Source organism: Streptomyces sp. NPDC059900, assembly GCF_050270335.1.
GTDB lineage: Bacteria > Actinomycetota > Actinomycetes > Streptomycetales > Streptomycetaceae > Streptomyces.
This window is the reverse complement of record NZ_JBNNJZ010000072.1, coordinates 1-26,437: the sequence shown is the minus strand read 5'-3', so window position 1 is coordinate 26,437 and position 26,437 is coordinate 1. Positions and strand designations below refer to the sequence as shown.

22 protein-coding genes are annotated in these 26,437 nt (G+C 69.7%); 12 read left to right on the top strand and 10 right to left on the bottom strand.

Annotation, left to right across the window (positions count from 1 at the left end; all coding sequences use genetic code 11):
- The first annotated feature begins 620 nt into the window (after positions 1–620).
- The 5 genes from ACQKIP_RS13725 to cseC all read left to right on the top strand — a co-directional run bounded on the left by ACQKIP_RS13725 (position 621) and on the right by cseC (position 5,130).
- The gene (locus ACQKIP_RS13725; protein ID WP_365858784.1) at positions 621–1,559 is read left to right on the top strand and encodes an A/G-specific adenine glycosylase; all 939 of its coding nucleotides are present in this window, start codon (positions 621–623) and stop codon (positions 1,557–1,559) included.
- A 197-nt stretch (positions 1,560–1,756) separates the two neighbouring features.
- Positions 1,757–2,305: a SigE family RNA polymerase sigma factor gene (locus tag ACQKIP_RS13720; protein ID WP_361191168.1), complete on the top strand. Its 549-nt coding sequence runs from the start codon at positions 1,757–1,759 to the stop codon at positions 2,303–2,305.
- A 20-nt stretch (positions 2,306–2,325) separates the two neighbouring features.
- Complete coding sequence (locus tag ACQKIP_RS13715) at positions 2,326–2,946, top strand: hypothetical protein (protein WP_365858787.1); 621 nt, start codon at positions 2,326–2,328, stop codon at positions 2,944–2,946.
- An 18-nt stretch (positions 2,947–2,964) separates the two neighbouring features.
- A complete protein-coding gene (cseB, locus tag ACQKIP_RS13710) occupies positions 2,965–3,678 on the top strand; it encodes a two-component system response regulator CseB (protein WP_365858788.1) in 714 nt (237 codons plus the stop codon).
- Between the two features lie 9 nt (positions 3,679–3,687).
- Positions 3,688–5,130: a two-component system sensor histidine kinase CseC gene (gene cseC / locus ACQKIP_RS13705; protein ID WP_427743040.1), complete on the top strand. Its 1,443-nt coding sequence runs from the start codon at positions 3,688–3,690 to the stop codon at positions 5,128–5,130.
- Between the two features lie 260 nt (positions 5,131–5,390).
- On the opposite strand, the gene ACQKIP_RS13700 is transcribed toward cseC, so the two are convergent.
- Positions 5,391–7,037, bottom strand: coding sequence for an MDR family MFS transporter (locus ACQKIP_RS13700; RefSeq protein ID WP_427743038.1), 1,647 nt, complete (start codon positions 7,035–7,037; stop codon positions 5,391–5,393).
- A gap of 154 nt (positions 7,038–7,191) precedes the next feature.
- Between ACQKIP_RS13700 and ACQKIP_RS13695 the strand changes: the two genes are divergently transcribed.
- The gene (locus tag ACQKIP_RS13695) at positions 7,192–7,767 is read left to right on the top strand and encodes a TetR/AcrR family transcriptional regulator (RefSeq protein ID WP_365858790.1); all 576 of its coding nucleotides are present in this window, start codon (positions 7,192–7,194) and stop codon (positions 7,765–7,767) included.
- Between the two features lie 17 nt (positions 7,768–7,784).
- On the opposite strand, the gene ACQKIP_RS13690 is transcribed toward ACQKIP_RS13695, so the two are convergent.
- Positions 7,785–8,465, bottom strand: a complete 681-nt coding sequence (locus tag ACQKIP_RS13690; RefSeq protein WP_365858792.1) for a M23 family metallopeptidase — start codon at positions 8,463–8,465, stop codon at positions 7,785–7,787.
- Positions 8,466–8,973: 508 nt separating this feature from the next.
- On the opposite strand from ACQKIP_RS13690, the gene ACQKIP_RS13685 reads away from it, so the two are divergent.
- From ACQKIP_RS13685 to ACQKIP_RS13665, 5 genes are all read left to right on the top strand, one after another.
- Positions 8,974–12,108 (top strand): NACHT domain-containing protein, encoded by a 3,135-nt coding sequence (locus ACQKIP_RS13685; protein WP_365858794.1) that lies wholly within the window; start codon positions 8,974–8,976, stop codon positions 12,106–12,108.
- A 46-nt stretch (positions 12,109–12,154) separates the two neighbouring features.
- Complete coding sequence (locus tag ACQKIP_RS13680; RefSeq protein WP_365858796.1) at positions 12,155–13,252, top strand: PDDEXK nuclease domain-containing protein; 1,098 nt, start codon at positions 12,155–12,157, stop codon at positions 13,250–13,252.
- Between the two features lie 91 nt (positions 13,253–13,343).
- Positions 13,344–13,784, top strand: coding sequence for a PPOX class F420-dependent oxidoreductase (locus tag ACQKIP_RS13675; RefSeq protein ID WP_365858798.1), 441 nt, complete (start codon positions 13,344–13,346; stop codon positions 13,782–13,784).
- Positions 13,785–13,972: 188 nt separating this feature from the next.
- Positions 13,973–16,522 carry an NACHT domain-containing protein gene (locus ACQKIP_RS13670; RefSeq protein WP_365858800.1) on the top strand — a complete coding sequence of 850 codons (2,550 nt, stop codon included), beginning with the start codon at positions 13,973–13,975 and terminating at the stop codon, positions 16,520–16,522.
- A 57-nt stretch (positions 16,523–16,579) separates the two neighbouring features.
- Entirely contained in the window at positions 16,580–19,144 is a 2,565-nt protein-coding gene (locus tag ACQKIP_RS13665; RefSeq protein WP_365858802.1) for an NACHT domain-containing protein, read from the top strand.
- 135 nt (positions 19,145–19,279) lie between these two features.
- On the opposite strand, the gene ACQKIP_RS13660 is transcribed toward ACQKIP_RS13665, so the two are convergent.
- Positions 19,280–21,805, bottom strand: a complete 2,526-nt coding sequence (locus tag ACQKIP_RS13660; protein WP_361191139.1) for an ATP-dependent Clp protease ATP-binding subunit — start codon at positions 21,803–21,805, stop codon at positions 19,280–19,282.
- 441 nt (positions 21,806–22,246) lie between these two features.
- Between ACQKIP_RS13660 and ACQKIP_RS13655 the strand changes: the two genes are divergently transcribed.
- A complete protein-coding gene (locus ACQKIP_RS13655) occupies positions 22,247–22,840 on the top strand; it encodes an SCO3374 family protein (protein ID WP_365858804.1) in 594 nt (197 codons plus the stop codon).
- On the opposite strand, the gene ACQKIP_RS13650 is transcribed toward ACQKIP_RS13655, so the two are convergent.
- The 7 genes from ACQKIP_RS13650 to ACQKIP_RS13620 form a co-directional block, all read right to left on the bottom strand.
- Positions 22,819–23,157, bottom strand: a complete 339-nt coding sequence (locus ACQKIP_RS13650) for a histone-like nucleoid-structuring protein Lsr2 (RefSeq protein ID WP_361191134.1) — start codon at positions 23,155–23,157, stop codon at positions 22,819–22,821. The genes ACQKIP_RS13655 and ACQKIP_RS13650 overlap by 22 nt on opposite strands.
- A 223-nt stretch (positions 23,158–23,380) precedes the next feature.
- The gene (locus ACQKIP_RS13645) at positions 23,381–23,914 is read right to left on the bottom strand and encodes an amino-acid N-acetyltransferase (RefSeq protein ID WP_365858806.1); all 534 of its coding nucleotides are present in this window, start codon (positions 23,912–23,914) and stop codon (positions 23,381–23,383) included.
- 9 nt (positions 23,915–23,923) lie between these two features.
- Entirely contained in the window at positions 23,924–24,364 is a 441-nt protein-coding gene (locus tag ACQKIP_RS13640; protein WP_365858808.1) for a BlaI/MecI/CopY family transcriptional regulator, read from the bottom strand.
- 168 nt (positions 24,365–24,532) lie between these two features.
- Entirely contained in the window at positions 24,533–24,703 is a 171-nt protein-coding gene (locus ACQKIP_RS13635) for a hypothetical protein (RefSeq protein ID WP_365858810.1), read from the bottom strand.
- A 14-nt stretch (positions 24,704–24,717) separates the two neighbouring features.
- Positions 24,718–25,329 carry a hypothetical protein gene (locus tag ACQKIP_RS13630; protein WP_365859423.1) on the bottom strand — a complete coding sequence of 204 codons (612 nt, stop codon included), beginning with the start codon at positions 25,327–25,329 and terminating at the stop codon, positions 24,718–24,720.
- Between the two features lie 183 nt (positions 25,330–25,512).
- Positions 25,513–25,923 (bottom strand): hypothetical protein, encoded by a 411-nt coding sequence (locus ACQKIP_RS13625; RefSeq protein WP_365858812.1) that lies wholly within the window; start codon positions 25,921–25,923, stop codon positions 25,513–25,515.
- 138 nt (positions 25,924–26,061) lie between these two features.
- On the bottom strand, positions 26,062–26,437 hold a 376-nt coding region (locus tag ACQKIP_RS13620; RefSeq protein WP_427743032.1), incomplete at its 5' end, for a type III pantothenate kinase.

The following is a 26,437-nucleotide window of genomic DNA, read 5'->3' as shown; positions in this document are numbered from 1 at the left end:
CACCCCTGCCGATCGTCAGGTCCTCACCCCCAAAGCTCTCCCACCCACCCACACGACTGCCCCACAGCACCACCTGCTGCCCGCAGCGACGGACGTCGGCGGCAGAAACGCACCCCCGGGGAAGGGAGCCCGCCCCCCACGCCCCCGCACCCGGCATCGAGACGCGAGGGGACGTGTCGGTATTTCCGCCCGGAGCACGGCAAGCACCACTCCCCAGCCGAAGCAACAAGACGGCGCCCACCCGATGGCGAGGACGGACATACCGACGCGGCCCCGCACCCACCCACGAAGCACGGCCGCAGCACGCACGACGACCCGCAGCCGGAAGCGCTCGCGAGGGGACGCGTCGGTATTTCCGCCCGGAGCACGGTTCGCAACACTCCGGCACCGAAGCAACCAGACGGCGCCCACCCGATGGCGAGGACGGACATACCGACGCGGCCCCGCACCCACCCACGGACCAGCACCGCAGCACGCCCCGCCCACTCGCAGCCGAAACACCCCGCCCACTCGCAGCCGAAACGCCACGCCAATCAGCCCACCCCCCACCGGGCGAAACCGAGCCGAGAAGGCCCCGCCTGGCCCGGCGTCCGGTGGCCACATGGCAGGATCGTCATGCCATGACTGCGCCCACGAAGCCCATGCCGCCCATGCCCGTGCCCATGTCAGACACTCCAGAGCCCGCCGGCGAGGCCCTGCACAGTTCCGTCATCGCCTGGTTCGACGCGAACGCCCGCGACCTGCCGTGGCGTCGGACCGACGCCGGGCCCTGGGGCGTGATGGTCAGTGAGTTCATGCTGCAGCAGACGCCGGTCAGCCGCGTCCTGCCCGTGTACGAGCAGTGGATCGCCCGCTGGCCCCGCCCCGCCGACCTCGCCAAGGAAGCCCCCGGCGAAGCAGTCCGCGCCTGGGGACGCCTCGGCTACCCCCGCCGCGCCCTGCGGCTGCACGGCGCCGCCGTCGCCATAACGGAACGGCACGGCGGCGACGTACCCGCCAAGCACGCGCAGCTGCTCGCGCTGCCCGGCATCGGCGAGTACACCGCCGCGGCCGTGGCGTCGTTCGCGTACGGGCAGCGGCACGCCGTGCTCGACACCAACGTGCGCCGCGTCTTCGCGCGCGCCGTCACCGGCGTCCAGTACCCCCCGAACGCCACCACCGCCGCCGAGCGCAAGCTCGCCCGCGCTCTCCTCCCCGAGGACGAGCACACCGCGTCCCGCTGGGCCGCCGCGTCCATGGAACTCGGCGCCCTCGTCTGCACCGCCAAGAACGAGAACTGCGCCCGCTGCCCCATCGCGCAGCAGTGCGCGTGGCAGGCGGCGGGGAAACCGGCGCACCAGGGGCCGGCCCGCCGTGGCCAGACGTACGCGGGCACGGACCGCCAGGTCCGCGGCAAGCTGCTCGCGGTGCTCCGGGAGGCCGTGGCGCCCGTACCGCAGGCGACCCTCGACCGGGTGTGGGACGAGCCGGTGCAGCGGGCCCGCGCGCTTGACGGGCTTGTCGCGGACGGGCTCGTCGAGCCGCTCCCCGAGGGGCTCTACCGCCTCCCCCTGACCTGAGAAGGCGTCAGAAGACCTCAGAGGACCGCAGAAGGAACCGAGAAGCGCCCGGCTTTACGTCCCGCCTACTTCTGTTACACAACCGACGGAAGGCCGTGCGCCCTCCGCTGGCTGCTCCGCACAGCCTCGTGACAACGCCTCCGTAGCTTCATATCCGTACCGCACAAGCGGTGGTCGGTGAACGGAGGCGGTTAGGTATGGCGCACGGTGAGGTGCTCGAGTTCGAAGAGTACGTCCGCACTCGGCAGGACGCCCTGCTGCGCAGTGCCCGGCGCCTGGTCCCCGACCCCGTCGACGCCCAGGACCTGCTCCAGACCGCGCTCGTGCGGACGTACGGCCGCTGGGACGGCATAGCCGACAAGCGGCTCGCGGACGCCTATCTGCGCCGCGTCATGATCAACACGCGTACGGAGTGGTGGCGGGCCCGCAAGCTCGAAGAGGTCCCCACCGAGCAGCTGCCCGACGCGTCCGTGGAAGACTCCACGGAACAGCACGCGGACCGCGCCCTCCTGATGGACATCATGAAGGTGCTCGCTCCCAAGCAGCGCAGCGTCGTCGTGCTGCGACACTGGGAGCAGATGTCCACAGAGGAGACGGCCGCGGCACTCGGCATGTCCGCGGGAACGGTCAAGAGCACCCTGCACCGGGCGCTCGCCCGGCTCCGCCAGGAGCTGGAGAGCCGGGACCGCGATGAGCCCGCCACCGGCGCGCTCGAACGTGAGGAGCGGGAGCGTTGCGCGGCCTAAGCCCCCGGGCTGGCAGGACGATGCGGGCGGGGAGTGCGGCAGGGGTCGCGCTCGCCGCCATCGGCCTTTTGCTCACCGCCTGCTCGACCGGCGGCTCCGGCGCCAGGGACGAGGGCCCCGGCAACCGGGGCGAGACGGTGATGACCCCGTCGGCGTCCCCCACGCCCTCCGAGGCGTCCGCGCCCTCGCCGCCGTCCACCGCCGAAGCGGTGAAGCTCGTCAAGGACGACCCGAAGGTGAGCCAGGCGGTCAAGCGCGACCTGAAGCCCTGCGTCGCCGACGAGTACCCGGTCGACGTCTCGTACGGCAACCTGACCGGAGGATCCGCGTCCGATGTCGTCGTGAACATCATGACCTGCGGCGATGCGGTCGGCACCAGCACCTTCGTGTATCGCACCGAGGGCAAGAAGTACGAGAATGTCTTCCAGGACGAGGAGCCACCCGTCTACGCGGAGATCGACCGGGGCGACCTGGTGATCACCAAGCAGCTGTACGCGGAGGATGATCCGGTGTCGTATCCCTCGGGCGAGGTCGTCATCACGTACGAGTGGGCGGCGAACCACTTCAGGGAGACGGACCGCATCCGCAATCACTACAGCAGCGCGGCGGGCAGCGATGCCCCCGCTCCCACGGAGAACTGAGAGAACTGGAAGCCCCCGATGGCAGAGCACACCCATGTCCTGTTCGTCGAGGATGACGACGTCATCCGCGAGGCGACGCAGCTCGCGCTCGAACGGGACGGGTTCGTCGTCACCGCGATGCCCGACGGCCTGCAGGGCCTGGAGGCGTTCCGCGCGAACCGCCCGGACATCGCGCTGCTCGACGTGATGGTGCCGGGCCTCGACGGCGTCTCGCTGTGCCGCCGCATCCGCGACGAGTCGACGGTCCCGGTGATCATGCTCTCGGCGCGTGCGGACTCCATCGACGTCGTACTCGGCCTGGAGGCGGGGGCCGACGACTACGTGACCAAGCCCTTCGACGGCGCCGTCCTGGTGGCCAGGATCCGCGCCGTGCTGCGCCGTTTCGGGCACGCGAGCGGTCCCGAGTCGGGGGCGCCCGCCGCCGGTGAGGGCGGCTCGCCGGACGGCGGTGTCCTGCACTTCGGCGATCTGGAGATCGACACGGAGGGCATGGAGGTCCGCAAGGACGGCGCGACGGTGGCCCTTACCCCGACCGAGATGCGCCTGCTGCTCGAATTCTCGTCCGCGCCCGGCACGGTGCTCTCCCGCGACAAGCTTCTGGAGCGCGTGTGGGACTACGGCTGGGGCGGCGACACCCGCGTCGTGGACGTCCATGTGCAGCGTCTTCGTACGAAGGTCGGCCAGGACCGCATCGAGACGGTCCGCGGCTTCGGCTACAAGCTCAAGGCGTGAGCCGGCGGCATGGCTGAACTGAACGGCACGGCCGGGCTGCCGGGCCCTGCCGACCTGAACGGCGCACCCCGGGGGGCGTATATGAGCAGAGGCAAGGTGGCCGCGCTGCGCGCCCGCCTCCGCGCGGCGTTCGGCCCCCGGCTGCGCACCGGCGTGCGCTGGAAGATCAGCGCGGCGATCGCGCTCGTGGGGGCGCTCGTCGCGATCGCGCTGAGCCTGGTCGTGCACAACGCGGCGCGCGTATCGATGCTCGACAACGCGCGCGACGTGCAGGACGAGCGGATCCTCTACGCCCAGCGGATCTACGAGACGTCCGGGCGCACGTCGCAGTTCGGCATGAAGATCGACGATCCGGAGATGCCCAAGGAACTCCTCGCCAAGGTCCTCGCGGGGCGCCGTGCGACCTACGTCGAGGAGCACGACGGCGGGGTGCCTGACATCTGGGCGGCGGTGCCGCTGAGCGACGGCCACATCCTGTCGCTGCACACCCGCTTCACCGACCGCAGCGCCACCGTCATGAAGGACCTCGACCAGGCCCTGGTCATCGGCTCCATCTCGGTGGTCTTCGGCGGCTGCGCGCTCGGCGTGCTGATCGGCGGCCAGCTCTCGCGGCGCCTGCGCAAGGCGGCGACCGCGGCGCGGGAGGTGGCCAGGGGGCAGACGGACGTCAGCGTACGAGATGCCATCGGCGGTGTCGTACGCGATGAGACCGATGACCTGGCGCGCTCGGTGGACGCGATGGCGGACGCGCTCAAGCAGCGTCTCGAAGCCGAGCGGCGGGTGACGGCCGACATCGCGCACGAGTTGCGTACGCCGGTGACGGGGCTGCTCACCGCGGCCGAGTTGCTGCCGCCCGGCCGCCCGACGGAGCTGGTCAGGGACCGGGCGCAGGCGATGCGCACGCTCGTCGAGGACGTACTGGAAGTGGCCCGTCTGGACAGCGCGGCCGAGCGTGCCGAGTTGCAGGATCTGATGCTCGGCGAGTTCGTGACGCGGCGGATCGCGGCGCTGAACTCGGAGGTGAGCGTGACGGTGGTGCACGAGTCGGAGGTCACCACCGACCCGCGCCGCCTCGAGCGCATCCTGGGCAACCTCCTCGCCAACGCGGCCAAGCACGGCAAACCGCCGGTCGAGGTCAGTGTCGAGGGCCGCGTGGTGCGGGTCCGCGACCACGGGCCGGGCTTCCCCGCGGGTCTCCTCGCGGAGGGGCCGAGCCGTTTCCGTACCGGCAGCACGGACCGCGCGGGCGTCGGCCACGGCCTGGGTCTGACGATCGCCGCGGGCCAGGCGCGGGTGCTCGGCGCCCGGCTCACGTTCCGCAACGTGGCGCCCGCGGGGGCGGGACCCGACGACCCGGCGGAGGGCGCGGTGGCGGTCCTCTGGCTCCCGGAACACGCCCCGACGAACACGGGCAGCTTCCCGATGCTGCAACTCCCGAAGAAGTACCAGTAACGCTGCAACTCCCGAAGAAGTACCAGTAACCGCCGCCTCCGTCACGGGGTGCCTTGCGGAAGGCCTGCCCGTGCCCGTCGTGGGCAGGCGTTCCGCACTGCTGTTTCCGTTGTGGGCAGGCGTTCCGCAGGGCGGAACGGGTGGGCACAACACCGAAGCCGCGGAGCACGGGACAGACAGGGCGGCAGCACCAACGGCAACGGGCCCCCGGCACCAGAAGGTGCCGGGGGCCCGTTGAGCCGGGGAAGCAGGACCGCAGGTCAGACGGCCTCTGCAACCGCGTCCCGCGGCCCGGGCGCGGCGTCCCCAGCCGCATCCCCGGCAGTCTTGTCCCCCTCAGGAGCGGAGGGCGAGGAGTCCTTGGGCCCGGCCCCCCGCAGGGGAACCTCCCGGACGAACAGCGCGGCGACAAGCGCGGCGAGCCCGATGACCGCCCCCAGCAGGAACGCCGAGTGCGTACCGGCGGACACCGCGTGCTGATAGGCGTCCCGCACCGGCGCAGCCAGCTTCGAAAGACTGTCCGCGTCCAGCTGCGCCGACTGCTCGGTGACCTTGCCGCCGAGCTGCCCGGCGCGCTCGGACATCGTGTCCTCGACCCGGCTGTTGAAGAGCGCGCCCATGATCGCGACGCCGAACGAGGAGCCGAGCGTACGGAAGAGCGTGGCCGAGGACGACGCGACGCCCATGTCCTTCATCTCGACGCTGTTCTGCGCCACCAGCATGGTGATCTGCATCAGGCAGCCCATGCCCGCGCCGAGCACCGCCATGTAGAGGCCCGAGGTGAACCGCGTGGTGTCCGTGTCCATCTGCGAGAGCAGGAACAGCCCGACGACCATCAGTACGGTGCCGGCGATCGGGAAGATCTTGTACTTGCCGGTCGAGGTGGTGAACCGTCCCGAGAAGAACGAGACGACCATCATCGAGAGCAGCATCGGCAGGAGCAGAAGGCCGGAGTTGGTGGCCGAAGCGCCCTGCACGGCCTGCTGGTAGAGCGGCAGGAACAGCATCGCGCCGAACATCACGAACCCGGTGAGGAAGCCGATCACCGACATCAGCGTGAAGTTGAGGCTGCGGAAGATGTGCAGCGGCAGAATCGGTTCGGCGGCCTTCTTCTGCACGATGACGAAGCCGATGAGCGCCACGACGCCGATCGCGATGAGCTCCATGATCACGGTCGAGCCCCAGGCGTACTCCGTACCGCCCCACGTGGTGACGAGCACGAGCGAGCTGATGCCCACGGTGAGCAGCGCCGCACCGAGGTAGTCGATGCGTCCCTTCGCCTTCTTCTTCGGCAGGTGCAGGACCGCGGTGACCATGGCGAGCGCGACGACGCCGAGCGGCAGGTTGATGTAGAAGGCCCAGCGCCAGCCGAGGTGGTCGGTGATGGTGCCGCCGACGAGCGGTCCGCCGATCATGGCGACCGCCATGACGCCGGTCATCATGCCCATGTACTTGCCGCGCTCCCGCGGCGTGACGAGCTCACCGATGATCGCCATGACGCCGACCATCAGACCGCCGGCGCCGAGTCCCTGTACGGCACGGAAGCCGATCAGCTGGCCCATGTCCTGCGCCATTCCGCTGAGCACGGAACCGAGCAGGAAGATCACTATGGAGGTGAGGAAGACGCCCTTGCGCCCGTACATGTCGCCGAGCTTGCCCCAGATGGGGGTCGAGGCCGCGGTCGCCAGCATGTAGGCGGTGACGACCCACGACAGGTGCTCGATGCCGCCGAGGTCGCCGACGATCGTCGGCATCGCGGGGCTCACGATCATGTTGTCGAGCATCGCGAGCAGGATGGTGACCATCAGCGCCATCATCACGACGCGCACGCTGCGCGACTGCGGCGCTTCCTTCTCCGTCCCGGCAGGTTTCGCCTGCTCCCCCGGCTGTATCTCTGTCTCGGCCATGTTCCCCACTCCCCGGTTACCCACTTCGTGCTCCTACTTACTTGCCGACCGGCAAGTTGACTACACTGAGGGAAAGTAGACCCCTAACTAGCCGGGCGTCAAGTAAGTAAAGTCGGGTCCAAGGATTCGAGTCGAGGGAGTCGAGGAGCAAGACATGGTCACGGGCAAGCAGCAGCGCCGCGGGGACACCCGCCAGCGCATCCAGGACGTGGCCCTCGAACTCTTCGCCGAGCAGGGGTACGAGAAGACGTCACTGCGCGAGATCGCGGAGCGTCTGGAGGTCACGAAGGCGGCGCTCTACTACCACTTCAAGACCAAAGAAGACATCCTGACCAGCATCTTCGAGGACATGACCAGGCCCATCGACGAGCTGATGGAGTGGGGCAAGGAGCAGCCGCGCACGCTGGAGACCAAGCGGACGATCCTGACCCGCTACAGCGAGATCCTCAAGGACGCGGCCCCGCTCTTCCGCTTCATGCAGGAGAACCAGGCGACGATGCGGGACCTGAAGACGGGCGAGACCTTCAAGGACCGCATGATCGGCCTGCTCGACATCCTCAGGGAGCCGGGTACGCCGATGACGACGCAGGTGCGCTGCTTCAGCGCGCTGTTCACGATGCACGGCGGGATGTTCGTGCTCAAGGACGTCGAAGGCGACCCCGAGGAGAAGCGCAAGGCCATCCTCGAGGTCGCCATCGATCTGGTGACACAGGCGCACGAAGGCGCCTGAGGGCTACAGCTTCTGGGTCAGACGCTGACGCCGTTGGAGCGCAGGAACGCGACCGGGTCGACCGCCGAGCCGTAGTTCGGGGTCGTACGGATCTCGAAGTGCAGGTGCGGGCCGCTGGAGTTGCCGGTGTTGCCGGAGGCGGCGATGTGCTGGCCCGTGCCGACGGTCTGGCCGACGCGTACGTCGATCTTCGACAGGTGCGCGTACTGCGAGAACGTGCCGTTGTCGTGCTTGATCACGATGGCGTTGCCGTACGCGGGGCCGTCACCGGCGCCGTTGCCGCCGGCCTTGACGACGGTGCCGTTGTGCACGGCCTCGACGGAGGTGCCGATGGACACGGCGAAGTCCTGGCCGGAGTGCTTGCTGGACCACATGTTGCCGCCGAGCCCGAAGGACGCGGAGAGGGTGTACTTGTCGACCGGGTCCTGCCAGCCGGCGGCCTTCTTGGCGGCGGCCTGCTTGGCCTTGGCCGCGGCCTGCTTCGCCTTGCCGGCGGCCTTGGCCTGCGCGTCGGCCTGAGCCGAGACCGAGTTCGCGGAGACGCCGGGCAGCGCGCCGCCCTTGGCGTCGGCGGCAGCGGCGATGCCGGTGCCGAGAACGGCCGAGGCGCCGAGCCCGGCGGCGGCGACGGTGACGACGGCCGTCCGCGTACGGAGCAGGGACAGGCCGGACTGGGTGGACGTGGCGCGCTTCGACATGGCGGATGACCTCCGGGATGGGGAGCGTGTACGTGACACCGCCGCTGTCGCTGCGTGGCTGTCGCTGCGTGGCACGTGGGACTGGGACACAAAGGGACCCGGCACACGCTTCGCTGCGTTTCCGCCGGGGCCCCACCTTGGTAACCCGCCCCCCGGCCGCTGCTCAAACACCCCATCTACTACCTAAAGCCGTAGCAAACCGCCCCTCTTTCGACCTCTTGACACCGACAAATCCCGACAATTCTCCCTTCAACTACTTGCCGGAATTGCTGCTCGGAACCGGGTTTAACCCCACTTCGAAAGGGCATCTTCGGCCCCCACTGGCACGTCCGGCGAACGACACCCGCCGACGCACCCAAGGTCCCGGGGGTTGCGTGCCGAAGGTCCCGACACCCCCTCCACGCGCCCCCACTATTCCGCCTAGTACCGGACATAACGCCTGTGCGTCATGTCACCGGCCCCCGAGATCAACAACCTGTGGAATGTGACCGGCGCTACGCTGCGGCGCATGGATCCCGCGGTCATTGGCACCCGCCTCGCCTCCGGCGCCGTAGCCCCTCTGATCAAGAAGCTGTTCGTACGGGAGGGGCCGGGCGCGGGGCTGGTGGACAAGCCGGTGCGGCTTGCGGGCCTCATTTCTTTCCGGGGCGAGAAGCGGACCCTCACGGAGCGAGATGTGCGGCGCCTCGCGGGGGAGCTGGTTGCGGGCTCCCTTTCCTCGCCGGGCGAACCTCCCTTCCCGCCCGACGAGGCGGACGCGGTCACGGACGCCTTGGCCCGCGCGCTCCTGACCCTCGGCGACCTCGACATGGACGACGTCCAGGCCGTCCGCCTCGGCCACCGGAAGCTGGCCCGCTCCCTCATCTACAGCGCGTCGTCCGCCGGCCTCTCCGCCGACGCCGCCTTCTTCCTCGACTCGATCACCGAGTGGGCCTGTCTGCACATCCTGCAGTTCTTCACGCAGCGCTCCACCTTCGTCGCGGCAACACTCGTCGACCAGAGCCGGAACCAGGACGAGCTCATCGCGAAAGTCGACGAGCTACTCGCCCGCACTCCGCGCCAGGGGGCTCAGGATGCGGCCTTCGAGCGTCGATACCTCGCGTACGTCGCGAAGAAGCACGGGAAGCTGACGATCTACGGGATCGATCTGGCGAATTCATCGGGGCGGTGGCCGCTGGACGCGGCGTACATGTCGCTGGAGGCGACGGAGCGAGCGGACCGGTACCCATCGGCTGACCGGGAGATCGCCGACGTCCTGGCCAGGACGAGCCCCCGGATCGCGCAGTGGGCGGACCAGGGCACCGAGCCTGCCCCGACTCCCCGCCCCGCCGACCGCGCGCTGGCAGACCACGACCGCGTGCTCCTGCGCGGCGAGGCGGGCTCCGGCAAGACGACGCTGGTGCAGTGGCTGGCGGTGAGTGCCGCGCGCTCGGCCCCGGACGAGGACCGCATGACGTACCTCTACGACCACATCCCCTACGTCCTCCCCCTGCGCACGCTCACCCGCCACGGCGAGCGCCTGCCCGCCCCCAAGGACTTCCTCTCCGCGGTCGACTGCCCGCTGGCCGGTACGCAGCCCGGCGGCTGGGAGTCCCGTGTCCTGACGGCGGGGCGAGCCCTGGTCCTGGTCGACGGCATCGACGAGATCCCCGACGCCGAGCGCTCCCGCACCCGCGTGTGGCTGCGCGACCTGATCGACGCCTATCCCGGCAACCGCTGGCTGGTCACGTCCCGTCCCTCGGCCGTGCGCGAGGACTGGCTCTCCGAGGAGGACTTCACCGAACTCACGCTCTCCCCGATGAGCCGGGAGGACGCGGCGGCGTTCATCAGCCGCTGGCACGTGGCCGCACGCACGGGTGCGGCGGACGAGGACGCCGCACTCGTCGCGTACGAGAGCCAGCTCCTCGACGCGGTGCACGCGAAGCCCGACCTCGGCCTGCTGGCCACCAACCCCCTGATGTGCGGGCTGATCTGCGCGCTGCACCGCGACCGCAGGGGTTTCCTCCCCCTCGGCCGCAAGGACCTCTACACGGCGGCCCTGTCCATGCTCCTGATCCGCCGCGACCGCGAACGGCACATGGACATACCCGAACTCCGGGAGGAGCCGCAGCTGCAACTCCTCCAGCGCCTCGCCTACTGGCTGATCCGCAACGGCCGTACGACCATGGACCGTTCACGGGCGGATGCGATCATCACGGACGCGCTCCCCTCGGTTCCGGAGGTGGCGGCGCTCGGCGACGCCAAGGCGGTCTTCGAGCATTTTCTCCACCGCAGCGGTCTCCTCCGCGAGCCCGCTCCCGGAACGGTCGACTTCATCCACCGCACGTTCCAGGATTTCCTGGGCGCACGGGCGGCGGTCGACGAGGGCGACTTCGGCGTGCTCGCACGCCATGGGGCGGACGATCAATGGGAGGACGTCATCCGCATGGCGGTGGCGCATGCGCGGCCCCGCGAGAGGGCGGAAATCCTCGGTGATCTGCTGACCTTCGGAGACCGCCACGCCGAAGAACGGGCGCGGGTACGAGTACATCTGCTGGCCGCCGCCTGCCTGGAGCACGCGGCCGAGCTGGCGCCCGAGGTGCGGGAGCAGGTGGAGCTGCGGGTGGCCGAGGTGATTCCGCCGCGCAGCGCGGAGGCCGCCCGCGAGCTGGCGGCGGTCGGCCCCATGGTCCTGGACCTGCTGCCGGGTCCGGACGGGCTGAACGAGCAGGAGGCCAGTAACGTCGCGATCACCGCGACGAGCATCCCCTCGGACGCCGCGATCCCCTTCCTCGCACGCTTCGCGCGCCACCCCGCGCTCGCCGTACACAGCCAGCTCATGTGGGGGTGGAGTCGCTACGACTGCCGCAGGTACGCGGAAGCGGTCATCACCCAACTGGACGACGGGGAAACGTACTTCACACTCCGAAGCGCCGACCAGGTAATGGAGTTGGAGCGGCTGGGAATCCGTCCGAAGCTCCTGGACATCCGCGAGACCGTCTCCCCCACCGCGGCCTCCCGCCTGATCGCGGCTTGCACTCCCACCTTCCTGAACCTGAAGGTGCCGCCCGGCCGTCTCTCCGCCGAGGCGCGCCACGGGCTGCGCAACCTGGACCAGCTTCGTCTCACCGACATCAGCGAGCCCTGGAGCCTCGACTTGATCCCCGCCGAAGCTCCGCTGCGCACGCTCGGAGTATGGGACTCCGCACGCGCCGTGCACGACCTGCACGTCTTGGACAAATGGCAGAAGTTGGAGTGGGTCATCTTCGGTGAGACCGACCATCCCGGCTCAGCGGCGACCTGGGTGGCTCTCACGCGCCTGACTCACCTCATCCGCCTCGACCTGACCTCCAGCGGCCTCACCCACGCACCGGCCGGAATGACCTTGCCCGGCGTGACGGAGCTGTCCCTGATGTACGAGGGCTTCGACTGGGCATCGGCGGTATCTCACGTCACGAGACTCTTCCCCGGCCTCACGCGCCTCTCCGTCTACGGACTCTCCGCCCGCGCACAGGTCAGCGTCGCCCCCTTGGCCCGCCTCTCCGCCCTGAGGCACCTCACGATCAGCGCCCACCAGGTATCAGACTTGGACGCCCTCCCCTCCCGCATCGAGGTACGCGCTCCCCACCCCGTGATCACCCAGCCATCCATACGGGTGACATGACACCAACTGCCCACCTGTAAAGGCCCCGTACGCAAGTCTCGGCCCCATGCGCAAGAACGCCGAGGCCAAAGCCGGGACCAAGCCCGACTCCGCGCCGGGGGCCACCGTCCCCGTCCAGCCGCACCCGAACACCCTGCCGTCCTGGTACAGCGACCTCCTGGGCGAGGTCAAAGAGACCGTCGCAGGCGCACGCGTCAGAGCCCAGCGGGCCGTGAACACCGAGCTGATCCAGATGTACTGGCAGATCGGGAAGCTGATCCTCGCCCGTCAGGAGCGGGAGGGCTGGGGTACCAAAGTCGTGGTCCGGCTGGCCGCGGACCTCAAGACGGCCTTCCCGAGCCAGCGCGGCTTCTCGCGCCGCAACCTGATGTACATGCACAAGATGGCCCGCACCTGGCCGGAGCCAATTGTGCAACAGGCTGTTGCACAATTGCCCTGGGGCCACGTAACCGCCCTGATGGACAAGCTGAAAACCCGCCCCGAGCTGGACTTCTACGTTTCCGAAGCCGTCCGCCACGGATGGTCCCGCGCCATCCTGGACCGCTTCATCCAGCAGGAGCTGCATCTCACCCAGGGCTCCGCCGCCAACAATTTCGCGGCAACCGTCCCCGAAGGCTCGGACGTCCTCAAGGAGCTGGCGCGAGACCCATACCGTCTCGACTTCCTCGGGCTCGACGAGCAGCACGCCGAGCGTGAACTCGAAGAGGCGATCGTCGCCGGCATGATCCGTTTCCTCACCGAGCTCGGTGTCGGATTCGCCTTCGTCGGCCGTCAGTACCCCGTCGTCATCGGCGGCGACGAGTTCCGCATCGATCTGCTCTTCTACCACCTGAAGTTGCACCGTTACTTCGTCTTCGAGCTGAAGACGAAGGATGTGCGCCCCGAGCACGTCGGAAAGCTGAACTTCTACGTCAGCGTGGTCGACCAGCTCGTCCGCGATCCGCAGCGTGACGACGCGACCATCGGCTTCCTCATCGGGGCACATCACAACAAGGCAGCCGTACAGCTCGCCCTGGATGCCAGCAACAATCCGATGGCCGTGACGTCCTACTCGACGCTCAAGCCGGCCGACCGTGAACTCGTACCCAGCGAGGAAGACCTGTCGCGCGTGGTCCAGGAGGCCATCGACGGCATCGAGGGCTGAAGAGCCCAGGCCTTCCTCAGCCCGCGCGAATCACCCGTCCGGCCCCGCACAAGCCGGAATACCCCGCCCCCAAAGCCGAGTTGGCCCCAGCATGACGACTGACGCCCCCGCCCCCTTCGACCCCCACGCCCTCCTCGCGCAGAGCAGCCTCGGTGTGCTTGCGACGATCAAGGCGAACGGGATGCCGCAGCTCTCGCCCGTGATGCCCTCCTACGATCGCGCCGCAGGGATCATCCGTGTGTCGACGACCGCCAAGACCGCCAAGTTCGTGAATCTGCGGCGCGATCCGCGGGCCGCGTTGGAGGTGACCAGTGCCGATGGGCGGGCCTGGGCCACCGCTGAGGGGGCCGTCGCCCTTGTCGGGCCCGGGGCCGACCCGGACGGGCCCGAGGTCCAGGCGCTGGTGGACTACTACCGTGCCGCTGCGGGCGAGCACCCGGACTGGGACGAGTACCGCCGGGTCATGGTCTCCGACCGCAGGGTGCTGATTACGTTGACGGTCGACAACGTCTACGGCACGCGGCTCGGCTGACCCGGCCCGCCGCCCCGCCGCCCGGCCTCCCAGCCGCCCCGCCGCCCTGACCCAGCCGATTGCAAGAAAGTCCCGCTCCGCACGCCCCCATACCGCCCCCCGGCGAGATTTTCCTGCGATCGGCGCCCGGCGCGTCAGTTACCTCTCAACTACCGTCGGCCCACGGCCACTTCGCCTACCCTCGACCCATGGTCGAAGCCACCGCGCTAGGTGCCCGCATCGCGTCCGGCGTCGTCGTGCCGCTCATCAAGAAGCTCTTCGTGGCGGATCAGCCCGGCGCGGCCCTGGTGGACAAGCCGGTGCGCATCGCCTCGCTCGTCTCGTTCAGCGGCGAGAAGCGCGGTGTCACCGCGAAGGACGTCGAGAAGGTCGCCGCCGAGCTCGTGCGCCGGGCGCTCAAGGCCGCGGGGCCGATCGAGCAGCCCATCGACGCCGACGAAGCTCTCGCCGTCAGGAACGCCCTCGCCCATTCGCTGGGCGCCCTCGGCACCCTCACCATCGCGGACTACGAAGCCGTCGCCCTGGGCCCCGGGGCGTTCGCCGACCGGCTGCGGACGGCGACGGACATCAGCACCTACGGCCTCTCCGCCGACGCCGAACTCCTCTACGACCAGCTCCTGCACACCGCCTCCCTGCACATCCTCAACTTCTTCTCGCAGAGGTCCACCTTCGTCGCCCGCCAACAGCTCGCGCAGACGCAGCAGTTGGCCCGGCTCGTACAGACCGCCGACATCCTCCTGCAACGCCTGCCCTCGCAGTCCTCCGAGGACGCCGCCTTCGAGTCCCGCTACGCCACCCACATCGCCGAGCGCCACGGCACCCTCACGATCTACGGACTCGACGCCGGTACGGGCGAGTGGCCGCTCGACACCGCCTACCTCAGCCTGGAGGCCACCCGCGAGCGCGCCGGGCCCGGCGGCAGCGGGCTGCCCGCCGAGCAGGTCCTCGCCCAGCACGACCAGGTCCTGCTGCGCGGCGTCGCCGGGTCCGGCAAGACCACGCTCGTCCAGTGGCTCGCCGTGACGGCGGCGAGCCGGACGTACGAGCACGGGCTCTCGCACCTCATCGGGCGCGTGCCGTTCGTCCTGCCGATGCGGCGCATCCTGCGGCCGGGGGCGGACCTGCCCATCCCCGGGAACTTCCTCGAAGCCGTCGCCTGCCCGGTCGCGGGCGAGCAGCCCGCCGGCTGGGTCGAACGCGTCCTGCGCGCCCGGCGCGGCGTGCTCCTCGTCGACGGCATAGACGAGATCGCCGGCGACCGGCGCGAATCCGCCCGCCGGTGGCTGCGCGAGCTGGCCAGGACCTTCCCCGGCAACCTGTGGCTCGTCACATCCCGCCCCTCGGCCGTCCCCGAGCAGTGGCTGACCGCCGCCGGCTTCAACGAACTCACGCTCTCGCCGATGTCCCGGCACGACGTCGCCACCTTCGTACGCCGCTGGCACCACGCCGCCGGAGCCGACGAGTCCACCGGCGCCTCCCTGCTGCAGTCCGTACGGACCACGCCCGAGCTGAACCGCCTCGCCACCAACCCCCTGATGTGCGGCATGCTCTGCGCCCTGCACCGGGACCGCAACGGCTTCCTTCCCCAGGACCGGAAGTCCCTGTACGAGGCCGCCCTGTCCATGCTGCTCGAACGGCGGGACCGGGAGCGGGGCCTGGAGGACCCCGGCGGGGTCCGCATCCCGTACGCCACGCAGATTCAGCTGCTGCAACGACTCGCGTGGTGGCTCATCCGCAACGGCCGCTCGGAGATGTACCGCACGGAGGCGCTGCACATCATCACGCAGGCGCTCCCCTCGCTGAATCTGGAGTGCAGCGCGGAGGAGGTCTACACCTCGCTCCTGCTGCGGTCCGGGCTGCTGCGCGAACCCGCCGACGGCCACGTCGACTTCCTGCACCGCACGTTCCAGGACTATCTCGGGTCCCGGCTCGCCGTACAGGAACTGGACTTCGACCTGCTCCTGAGCAACGCCGACAAGGATCAGTGGGAGGACGTGGTCCTGCTCGCAGTCGCCCACGCCCGGCCCAAGGAGGCCGAGCAGATGCTGCGGCGGCTCGTGGAGCAGGGCACCCCGCGCGGCAAGCTGCTCGCCGCCGCCAGCATGCCGTACGCGGCGGAGGTCGCGCCCGCCGTCCGGTCGTTCGTGGAGGTCGGGGTGCGACTGCTCGTGCCGCCGGGGTCGGGTGCCGAGGCCGAGGAGCTGGCCCGGGCCGGGGGCGAGCTCGTGCTCTCGCTGCTGCCGCCCGCCGCGGACCTCGACGACCTCACGGCACGCATCGTGGTGCGCACGGCAGCCGAGTTGGGCAGCGAGACCGCGGTGCACTTCCTCACCCAGTTCCGCGAGCACCCCAGCATGGACGTCCAGCGGACCCTCGCCGCGGCCTGGCCGCGCTTCGAGCGTGAGCTCTACGCCCGCGAGATACTGGCGCACCTGCCGCGCCAGGCCAGGGTCACCGTCCGCGACACCGACGACCTGCGCGCGCTGCGCGCCATCGGCGGCTGGGCGGACATCCAGGTCGTCGGCGCCTACCGCGTCGAGGACCTGACCGAGCTCATCGTGCGCGACCGGCTCACCCGGCTCGGCCTCGATGCGTCCCACCCCGTCGAGGGGCTTGCCTGGCTCTCGGCCTTCCCGAACCTCAAGAGGGTCCATGTGGCCTCTGAGGTGGGCGAGGCGGTGGCCCAGCAGGCGCCGGACCGCATCGAACTCATCACCCCTCCACCGTGGCGGAGTTGACCTACCCTTGACTCTCCACGACACACGAAATCCCACCCGCAGGGACCCCCTATGTCCATGGAGCCCGTTGTCCGCATTGCCTCCCCCCTGGCCGCACCCCTGGTACAACGGCTCATCCGCCTGCCTCCCCCGCTGCCGCCCGCCACGCCCGAGCTGATCGCCGCCCTCACCACCTGGCGCGGCGCCGACGCCCCGGCCACGCCCGACGACGTACACCGCACGGCGGCGGACTTCGTGCACATGGCAGCCGAGGCGCACACGGCCCCGACGACCGAGCTGGCCGCCGTCGTCGACGTGCTGACGCGCACGCTGCTCGCCATCGGGGAACTGGACCTGACGGACGTGGACGCCGTACGCCTGGGACCGCAGGACTACGCGCGGCGCCTGAGGGGAGCCGTGCAGGGCGCGGACCGTGCCCTCTCCCCCAACGCGGCCTGGTTCCACGACGAGTTGCTCGTGGCCGTGTGCCTGCACGTCCTGTACCACTTCGTCCGCCGCTCGCCGCACATCCAGCGGCACATGGCCGAGAGGGCGAGCCGTATCCGCCAGCTGATCGACCTGAACGACGCCGAGGCCGCGGCCCGGCAGCCCGAACGCTCCCAGGAGGACCGCGACTTCGAGTCCGCGTACGCCGAAGAGGTCGTACGCCAGCACGGCTGGCTCACCATCGTCGGCGTGGACCTCGCCAACGCGCCGGACCGCTGGCCCCTGGAGGACACCTACCTCAGCCTGGAGGCCGAGGAGAGCAGCGGCAGCGGCGTACCGGGCGAGCCGCGGACCGTGCTGCTCGCCGACCGGGCCCTGGAGGGCCACGAGCGGGTGCTGCTTCGCGGCGTCGCGGGCTCGGGCAAGACGACCCTCATCCAGTGGCTCGCCGTGGCCGCTGCGCGCGAGGGCGCCCGGGTGCCCTTCGTCCTGCCCGTACGCCGCTTCGCCCGCGAGGGCTTCCCCGCCCCGGACGACTTCCTGCACGCCATCCGCCACCCCCTCGCCGACCGGGCCCCGGAGGGCTGGGTCGTGCGCACGCTCCTCGCGGGCCGCGCCGTGCTCCTGGTCGACGGGATCGACGAGGCCCCGGAGGAGACCCGCGACGAACTGCGCAACCAGCTGCGCCGCCTCCTGCGCATCTTCTCCGGCAACGGCTGTCTGGTCACCTCACGGCCCTCCGCCGTCGAGGACGGCTGGCTCGCCCAGGAGCGCCTCGCCGAGGAGGGCTTCAAGGAACTCTTCCTCGCGCCGATGTCACGCGACCAGGTCACGCATTTCATCCACGACTGGCACGCGGCGGCGATGAGCGACGAGCAGTGCAAGGAGCAGGCGGACCGCGACAAGCTGAAGGAGTACGAACAGCGCCTCCTGCACTCCGTACGGATCTACCGCGAGCTGCGCCAGCTCGCCACCAACCCCCTGATGTGCGGCCTGATCTGCGCCCTCAACCGCGACCGCTCGGGCTCGCTGCCCAAAGGCCGCAAGGAGCTGTACGACGCCGCCCTGGAAATGCTCCTCCAGCGCCGCGACCCCGAGCGCGACGTCCTGTACGCCGACGACGTGCGCCTCCAGCAGGGCCCCCGGGAGCTGCTCCTGCGCAAACTGGCCCACGCGATGGTCGAGGAGGGCGTGTCGGAGCTGCCGCGGCAGCGCGTGGTCGCCATCCTGGACGGCGCGCTGCCCGCCATCCCCTCCGCGCGCGCCGAGGGCGACGGCGAGAAGATCTTCCGCCATCTGCTGCACCGGACCGGTCTGCTGCGCGAACAGTCCGGCCTCTCCGTGGACTTCATCCACCGCACCTTCCAGGACTATCTCGCCGCCAAGGAGATAGTGGCGCGCGGCCAGTTCCACACGCTCGTGGAGCACGCGCACCGCGCCGAGTGGGAGGAGGTCATCCGCATGGCCGCCGCCCACGCGCGGCCCGAGGAGTGCGCCGACTTCCTGGAGCGGCTCCTGGCCGCCGCCCCGAACCTGCGCCGCCCGCACGTGAACCACCGGCGGCTGATGGCCGCGGCCTGCCTGGAGCACGTCACCGAGCTGGACCCCGCGGTGCAGCAGCTCGTCCACGATCGCACGAAGAACCTCGTGCGCCCCACGACGGAGCTGGCCGCCCGCAGCCTCGGCTGGGTCGGCCCCATCGTCCTGGAACAGCTGCCGGACCCCGAACAGGTGCCCAGCGACCAGCAGGCACTGCTCCTGGCGATCACGGCGACCCGCGTCCAGGACGACGCCGCCATCGACTACCTCGCCCGCCTGCGCCACCGCTCGGCGCTGTCCATCCGGATGGAACTCGTCCGCCCGTGGCGGCACTTCGACACGGAGCGGTACGCACGCGAGATCATCGCCCATCTCGACCCGGTCGGCCTCTACTACCCCGTGGCCGACACCGCCGAGCTCGCGGCCCTTCGGCAGCTCGGCGGGCGGCCCTGGATCCAGCTGGTCGGCGTCATGCCCACCGAGGAGCTCCTGGACGGGCTGGAGCACGAGCAACTGACCCATCTGTGGGTCACCGCCGAGTTGGCCGACACGGACGTCTCCTGGCTCACCCGCTTCCCGAACCTGACGGTGCTACGGGTAAACCCCCGCCTACCCCGCCTACGAAACGTCCCGGAGGGCGTCACGATCACGTCGTAGGGCCCCGTAAGGGGCGCGGGGAACTGCGCGCCAAGCCACGAAGCACCCGCAGCCCGACAAGAACGAAAAGGGGCTGCCCCGGACCGTAGAAACGATCCGGGGCAGCCCCTTTAAGCCTGCCAACCGAGCCGGAGGCTACGCCTCCTTGCTCAGGTTAGGCCCGGCGCCGCCGGCGGCCTGCTCGATCGGCGGAACATCCGGAAGCGCCGCCTTCTCCTCGCCGCGGAAGGTGAACTTGGCTTCGTCGCCCTCACCCTCCGTGCCGACGACCACGATGTGGCCGGGGCGGAGCTCGCCGAAGAGGATCTTCTCCGACAGGACGTCCTCGACCTCGCGCTGGATCGTCCGGCGCAGCGGCCGGGCGCCCATCACCGGGTCGTAGCCCTTCTTGGCGAGCAGCTTCTTCGCGTCACCGCTGAGCTCGATGCCCATGTCGCGGTCCTTCAGACGCTCGTCCACCTTGGCGATCATGAGATCGACGATCTCGATGATGTCTTCCTCGGTGAGCTGGTGGAAGACCACCGTGTCGTCGACACGGTTCAGGAACTCCGGGCGGAAGTGCTGCTTCAGCTCGTCGTTGACCTTGGTCTTCATGCGCTCGTAGTTCGTCTTGACGTCACCCGACGCGGCGAATCCGAGGTTGAAGCCCTTGGAGATGTCACGCGTGCCGAGGTTGGTCGTCATGATGATGACCGTGTTCTTGAAGTCCACGACACGGCCCTGGGAGTCGGTCAGACGACCGTCTTCCAGGATCTGCAGGAGCGAGTTGAAGATATCCGGGTGGGCCTTCTCGACCTCGTCGAAGAGGACGACCGAGAACGGCTTGCGGCGGACCTTCTCCGTCAGCTGACCGCCCTCTTCGTAACCGACATATCCGGGCGGCGAACCGAAGAGACGCGAGACCGTGTGCTTCTCGCTGAACTCCGACATGTCGAGAGAGATCAGGGCGTCCTCGTCACCGAAGAGGAATTCGGCGAGCGTCTTGGAAAGCTCCGTCTTACCGACACCGGACGGGCCGGCGAAGATGAACGAACCACCGGGACGCTTCGGGTCCTTCAGACCCGCACGCGTACGACGAATCGCCTGCGAAAGCGCCTTGATGGCGTCCTTCTGGCCGATGACCCGCTTGTGGAGCTCGTCCTCCATGCGCAGCAGACGCGAGGACTCCTCCTCGGTCAGCTTGAAGACCGGAATGCCGGTCGCCGTGGCGAGGACCTCGGCGATGAGCTCGCCGTCGACCTCGGCGACGACGTCCATGTCGCCGGCCTTCCATTCCTTCTCGCGCTTGGCCTTCGCCGCGAGCAGCTGCTTCTCCTTGTCGCGGAGAGAGGCCGCCTTCTCGAAGTCCTGGGAGTCGATGGCCGACTCCTTGTCGCGACGCACGCCCGCGATCTTCTCGTCGAACTCGCGGAGGTCCGGCGGCGCGGTCATCCGGCGGATGCGCATCCGGGAACCGGCCTCGTCGATCAGGTCGATCGCCTTGTCCGGCAGGAAGCGGTCCGAGATGTACCGGTCGGCCAGGGTGGCGGCCTGCACCAGTGCCTCGTCCGTGATGGAGACCCGGTGGTGGGCCTCGTAACGGTCGCGCAGACCCTTGAGGATCTCGATGGTGTGCGGCAGGGACGGCTCCGCGACCTGGATGGGCTGGAAGCGGCGCTCGAGGGCCGCGTCCTTCTCCAGATGCTTGCGGTACTCGTCCAGCGTCGTGGCACCGATGGTCTGCAGCTCGCCTCGCGCCAGCATCGGCTTGAGGATGCTCGCGGCGTCGATCGCGCCCTCGGCGGCGCCGGCACCCACCAGGGTGTGGAGCTCGTCGATGAACAGGATGATGTCGCCGCGGGTGCGGATCTCCTTGAGGACCTTCTTCAGGCGCTCCTCGAAGTCACCGCGGTAGCGCGAACCGGCGACCAGCGCGCCGAGGTCAAGCGTGTAGAGGTGCTTGTCCTTCAGCGTCTCGGGCACCTCGCCCTTGACGATGGCCTGCGCCAGGCCCTCGACGACGGCGGTCTTGCCGACGCCGGGCTCGCCGATGAGCACGGGGTTGTTCTTCGTACGGCGGGACAGCACCTGCATGACCCGCTCGATCTCCTTCTCGCGCCCGATGACCGGGTCGAGCTTGGACTCACGAGCGGCCTGGGTGAGGTTCCGGCCGAACTGGTCGAGCACCAGGGACGTGGAAGGCGTGCCCTCCGCAGGACCGCCTGCGGTGGCGGTCTCCTTGCCCTGGTATCCGGAGAGCAGCTGGATGACCTGCTGCCGCACCCGGTTGAGATCGGCGCCCAGCTTCACGAGGACCTGGGCGGCGACGCCCTCGCCCTCGCGGATCAGGCCGAGCAGGATGTGCTCCGTGCCGATGTAGTTGTGGCCCAGCTGAAGGGCCTCGCGGAGCGAAAGCTCCAGGACCTTCTTGGCACGGGGGGTGAAGGGGATGTGGCCGGACGGGGCCTGCTGGCCCTGACCGATGATCTCCTCCACCTGCTGGCGGACCGCCTCGAGCGAAATCCCGAGGCTCTCCAGGGCCTTAGCGGCGACACCCTCGCCCTCGTGGATCAAGCCCAGGAGGATGTGCTCGGTGCCGATGTAGTTGTGGTTGAGCATCCGGGCTTCTTCCTGAGCCAGGACGACAACCCGCCGCGCGCGGTCGGTGAACCTCTCGAACATCGTTAATCGCTCCTCAGAGCGGTCAGGCAGTAAGGGGGCTGTCCCCTCCCTGTCCTTCCGCAGCTTAGTCCCGCAAGCGGGGACCGCTCATTCCAACTGCCGACACCCGGCCGAGAACAAGAGGTGCCTCCTGACCCCGAACGCCGACAACTGCTCCAACCCGATGGTGCGAGACGATGTTCCCGCAGGCCAAGCACTTACCCTCACCACAGCTACGCCGATGGCGAACGTGAGACGGCCTCGCGCGTGTGTCGCCCCTCCCCACTAGGGATGTCTTACCCGTAAGGACTGACACTCCATGCGGCGCGCGCCGGTTCCCTCCGCTACGGGCGAACAGCCTTGCGCCGCCGAACACGCCACCACGCCCCATTTCCGGCCACTGTGCGCATTCCCGGAACCACGCTGCGTAACCCTTGAGGCTTCCGGCCGGTTGCTCCTGGCATGGCCATCACCGTTCCCCCGCCCCGCGCACCGGTCGATCCGAGCGACCCGGTGCGGCAGTGGTACGCGAACGAACTCGGCTGGGCGACCGCCGAACGCCGTCCGGGGCTGCCGGTGCAGCTCCTGACGGGGCTCCGCTTCGATGTACTGCAGCTGCCCGCCGAGGCCGGTTTCGCCGCCCTGCGGCACGTCGGGCCGAAGGCTCCGGTGGCTCTGCGGGGCGACTCGATGCGGCTCTTCGTGTCCGCGGGGAGCGCCGACGAGCTGCCGGGGCTCCTGGACTGGCTGGAGTGGGGCGGCATCCCGCTGGACCTCACGGCCGTCGGGGCGGGCGGACGGACCGACGCGCCCACGCCTCCGGGGTGGTCCGGCTCGCAGGGGGCCGCCGTATGGCTGCGACCCCCGGAGCCCGGGTGCGAGGTGGAGCCGACGCTGCCGGCACTGCCGTCCCTGTCGTGCGTGGGGGGTGGCACCGCGCCGCACGGCGATCCCGCCGTGGGCTCCGGTCTCGTACGACTCGTGGACGCGGCGGCGACGCAGTGCCACCGGGTCCGGCTGGGACGAACCCGTCGTCAGCCGTTGGCCTTCTCGTAGGCCTCGCGAATGGACGCCGGGACGCGGCCGCGGTCATTGACCTCGAAACCGTTCTCCTTCGCCCAGGCACGGATCGCCGCGGTGTCCTGACCGCCGCCGGCGGCGGAAGCACGAGCTTTGGCGCGCCCGGCCGAACCACGGCCACCGGTGCGACGACCACCCTTGAGGTACGGCTCAAGAAGACCACGGAGCTTGTCCGCGTTCGACGTGGTGAGGTCGATCTCGTACGACTTGCCGTCCAGCGCAAACGTCACGGTCTCGTCTGCCTCGCCACCGTCGAGGTCATCGACAAGAAGGACCTGAACCTTCTGTGCCACCGGATTTCCTTTCATCGATAACTTAGGGCCGGATCGCACGACGCGAGCCGCAGAATCGCCGCCCCCTGTTATATGCAGTACTGCAGTACGTCGGAAAGCAAACCGCTTTTGCTGGGAAAACACAAACCCCCGGGAGAGACCGGGCACCCCGGGAACCCGGGAAACGTGCGCGTTTCGGACATAGGGAACCCGGGCAGCAGGCAGCCCGGAATACCGGCGGCGATCACAGATGCAGAAGCATCCGGCTGTTGCCCAAGGTGTTCGGTTTCACTCGTTCGAGGCCGAGGAACTCCGCGACTCCCTCGTCTTTGGAACGCAGCAGCTCGCTGTAGACATCTCCGTCGACAGGTGTCTCACCGATCTCGACGAAGCCGTGGTTCGCGAAGAACTCGACTTCGAAGGTGAGACAGAAAACCCGGCGTACCCCGAGCCAGCGAGCCGTCTGCAACAACTTCCCCAACACCTGGTGTCCCACTCCGGCACCCCTGACATCGGGGTTCACCGCGAGAGTGCGCACTTCCGCGAGGTCTTCCCACATCACGTGCAGGGCGCCGCAGCCGACGACCTCGGCGTTGTCGTCCCGTTCGGCCACCCAGAACTCCTGGATGGACTCGTAAAGCGCGACCGTCGCTTTGTCGAGCAGGATCCCCTGACGGGCGTAGGAGTCGAGGAGGTTGCGTACGACCGGCACATCGGCTGTGCGCGCCCGGCGTACGGAGACTGCTTTAGCGCTGAGTTCAGGGGGTTCTGCTGGCATGACCGGACGCTATCTCTCTGCTTCGGGCTCCGCCTCGCCGGGGTTCTCGGGGGCTTGAGTGGCGGAGTCTTCGGAGAGGGAGGCTTGAGCGGCCGGGCCGATGATGCGCATGGCGTCACTGAGCGCTTCGCGCTGTTGTGCCGACATCATCCCGAAGAAGGCGACGAGAGCGGCGGCCGGGTTGTCACTGCGCGACCATGCTTCGTTCATCAGTGCGGCGGCGTAGGCGGCCCGAGTGGAGACCGCCTCATATCGATAGGCGCGGCCTTCCGCTTCACGGCGCACCCAGCCCTTCTGATGAAGATTGTCCAAAACGGTCATGACGGTGGTGTACGCGATGGACCGTTCCTGCTGAAGGTCTTCCAGGACTTCTCGAACGGTCACGGGGCGGTTCCACTTCCACACCCGTGTCATGACTGAGTCTTCGAGTTCTCCCAAGGGGCGAGGCACACCAGAACAATAGTGGGAGAAGTCACTAATGCCATGACGGACGTGGCGGAGGCGCTATTTCCCCAACAAAAAGGGCGTACGACTCGGAATGTGAGCGAGTCGTACGCCAAGTGTGTGCGGGTGGTGACCCCTGGTCACCGGGGGCCGGGGCGGACCTCGGGGGTCCGGTCAGGCCTTGGGGGTCTGCTGGGCGCCTTCGGCGCGGGCGATCACGGCGTCGACGGCCGCGTCCTCCTTGGCCTTGTTGGCGCCGCCCTGGGTCTTCACGATCGTCACGATGAGACCGCCGAAGAACACGGCCATCACTACGGGGGGCAGGAGCGCGGAGACGTATTCCATGCCCCCCAGAGTAGCTAGCCCGCGGCGAGCTGGTGCGGCGGGTCCGTCGGGCGGCGCTTGGGAGGGAACACCTCGGCCGGGGTCGGCACGGGGCGGGACGGTTCGGGCGCGGCCGGTTTCTGCGGCGGGGCGCCCGGTGTCTTGGGTGCGGGCTCCGTCCGGTCGTCGCCCTCGGACCGGCCGCCGGGGATGGCCAGCAGGCGCGTGCGCGAGGCGGGGACGAGGGGGCGGGGCGCCGGGACTGCCGTATGGGAGCGGCCCGCGAGGCGGGCGCGTACGGCCCGTTCGGCGACGGTGCGGCAGCGGTCGAGGAGGGCGGCGGCGACCGGGTTGCCGCGCAGGGCGCGCAGCGCGGCGAGGTCGTCGGCGCCCGGCTGGTAGCCGGAGGCGAGGACGTCGTCCAGGAGCGCGAGGTAGCCGGTCGCGGTGCCGGGCAGGGCCGCCCGGTAGCGGGCGAGATCGGCCAGCAGGAAGGCGCGGAGCCGGGCGCCCTCGCTCACCGCTTCGTCGACGGCGGCGGCGAGGCGGAGGCAGTCCTGGACGTCCGCGTCGGAGACGGGGCTGGGATGCAGGGCGACGGCCAGAGCGCGGCGGAGCACACGCAGCTCCTCCGCACCGAAGGCCATGCCGCCGCGAGAACCGTATGGCGTGGGCATGAGCCGACAATACGTGTTAAACGGACAAAATCCGCTAAACGTCAGTCTGTGTCGCGGCTTCTGCGCCCGCCGCAGACTCCGGTGAACCTGCCGCCGACGCGGGTGATCCGGGCGCCGACGCGGGTGCTCCTGCCGCCGGCTCCGGCCGCCTCTTCACTCCGAGCGGCGGCGGATCATCGCGAAGACCACCGCGCCGACTCCCAGAGCTCCGGCCGCCCCCGCGGCGATCCAGGGCAGCACGCCGGCACCGGTGTCCGCGATGGTGCCGCCGGGAGCGGAGTCATCCGCGTCCGCACCGCCCGCACCGTCCGTACGGGATGTCGGGGACGTACTGGAGGTGGCGGACTCGGTGGGCGCGACGGTCACGCCGGGGCCGTCAGCGGCGCTGCCCGCGCGCGGGTGCGCGGCGTGGGACACCGCGTGCAAGTCCCCCGCGTACGACACCGCATGCACCGCACGGCCGTCGGCGGGCCCGGTGGCCGCGCTCGCCGTCGCGGCCGGCCCGCTGAGGCCGATCAGCACTCCGGCCGCCGCTGTTGCGACCAGACTTCCCCTACGCCCCATTTTCTCCACGCCCGCTCGAACCTGCCCAAGTCCCGTCCCTGCGCTGACTCTTGTATGGGGCGCGGGGTTGTGCGCGCAAGCCCCGCTTATGAGCCGCCCGTTATGAGCCGCCGCCCGCGGGGCCTGCGGGCGGAGTGCTCAACTCCGGGCGACGTTGCGCTCGTATACGAGACGGAGGCCGATGAGGGTCAGCCACGGCTCGTGCTCGTCGATGAGCGAGGCCTCGCCGAGCACCATGGGCGCGAGGCCGCCGGTGGCGATGACCGTCACGTCGTCGGGGTCGCCGCCGGGGCCCGCCAGTTCGCGGGCCATGCGCTGCACGACGCCGTCGACCTGGCCCGCGAAGCCGTACAGGATGCCCGACTGCATGGCCTCCACGGTGTTCTTGCCGATGACGCTGCGCGGCCGGGCCAGCTCGATCTTGCGGAGCTGGGCGCCGCGCACGCCCAGGGCCTCCACGGAGATCTCGATGCCGGGGGCGATGACGCCGCCGGTGTACTCCCCGCGCGCGGAG

Coding starts and splice junctions, on each gene's coding strand:
- ACQKIP_RS13725 (WP_365858784.1), top strand. CDS start 621: ATGACTGCGCCCACGAAGCCCATGCCGCCCATGCCCGTGCCCATGTCA.
- ACQKIP_RS13720 (WP_361191168.1), top strand. CDS start 1,757: ATGGCGCACGGTGAGGTGCTCGAGTTCGAAGAGTACGTCCGCACTCGG.
- ACQKIP_RS13715 (WP_365858787.1), top strand. CDS start 2,326: ATGCGGGCGGGGAGTGCGGCAGGGGTCGCGCTCGCCGCCATCGGCCTT.
- cseB (WP_365858788.1), top strand. CDS start 2,965: ATGGCAGAGCACACCCATGTCCTGTTCGTCGAGGATGACGACGTCATC.
- cseC (WP_427743040.1), top strand. CDS start 3,688: ATGGCTGAACTGAACGGCACGGCCGGGCTGCCGGGCCCTGCCGACCTG.
- ACQKIP_RS13700 (WP_427743038.1), bottom strand. CDS start 7,037: ATGGCCGAGACAGAGATACAGCCGGGGGAGCAGGCGAAACCTGCCGGG.
- ACQKIP_RS13695 (WP_365858790.1), top strand. CDS start 7,192: ATGGTCACGGGCAAGCAGCAGCGCCGCGGGGACACCCGCCAGCGCATC.
- ACQKIP_RS13690 (WP_365858792.1), bottom strand. CDS start 8,465: ATGTCGAAGCGCGCCACGTCCACCCAGTCCGGCCTGTCCCTGCTCCGT.
- ACQKIP_RS13685 (WP_365858794.1), top strand. CDS start 8,974: ATGGATCCCGCGGTCATTGGCACCCGCCTCGCCTCCGGCGCCGTAGCC.
- ACQKIP_RS13680 (WP_365858796.1), top strand. CDS start 12,155: ATGCGCAAGAACGCCGAGGCCAAAGCCGGGACCAAGCCCGACTCCGCG.
- ACQKIP_RS13675 (WP_365858798.1), top strand. CDS start 13,344: ATGACGACTGACGCCCCCGCCCCCTTCGACCCCCACGCCCTCCTCGCG.
- ACQKIP_RS13670 (WP_365858800.1), top strand. CDS start 13,973: ATGGTCGAAGCCACCGCGCTAGGTGCCCGCATCGCGTCCGGCGTCGTC.
- ACQKIP_RS13665 (WP_365858802.1), top strand. CDS start 16,580: ATGGAGCCCGTTGTCCGCATTGCCTCCCCCCTGGCCGCACCCCTGGTA.
- ACQKIP_RS13660 (WP_361191139.1), bottom strand. CDS start 21,805: ATGTTCGAGAGGTTCACCGACCGCGCGCGGCGGGTTGTCGTCCTGGCT.
- ACQKIP_RS13655 (WP_365858804.1), top strand. CDS start 22,247: ATGGCCATCACCGTTCCCCCGCCCCGCGCACCGGTCGATCCGAGCGAC.
- ACQKIP_RS13645 (WP_365858806.1), bottom strand. CDS start 23,914: ATGCCAGCAGAACCCCCTGAACTCAGCGCTAAAGCAGTCTCCGTACGC.
- ACQKIP_RS13635 (WP_365858810.1), bottom strand. CDS start 24,703: ATGGAATACGTCTCCGCGCTCCTGCCCCCCGTAGTGATGGCCGTGTTC.
- ACQKIP_RS13630 (WP_365859423.1), bottom strand. CDS start 25,329: ATGGCCTTCGGTGCGGAGGAGCTGCGTGTGCTCCGCCGCGCTCTGGCC.
- ACQKIP_RS13625 (WP_365858812.1), bottom strand. CDS start 25,923: ATGGGGCGTAGGGGAAGTCTGGTCGCAACAGCGGCGGCCGGAGTGCTG.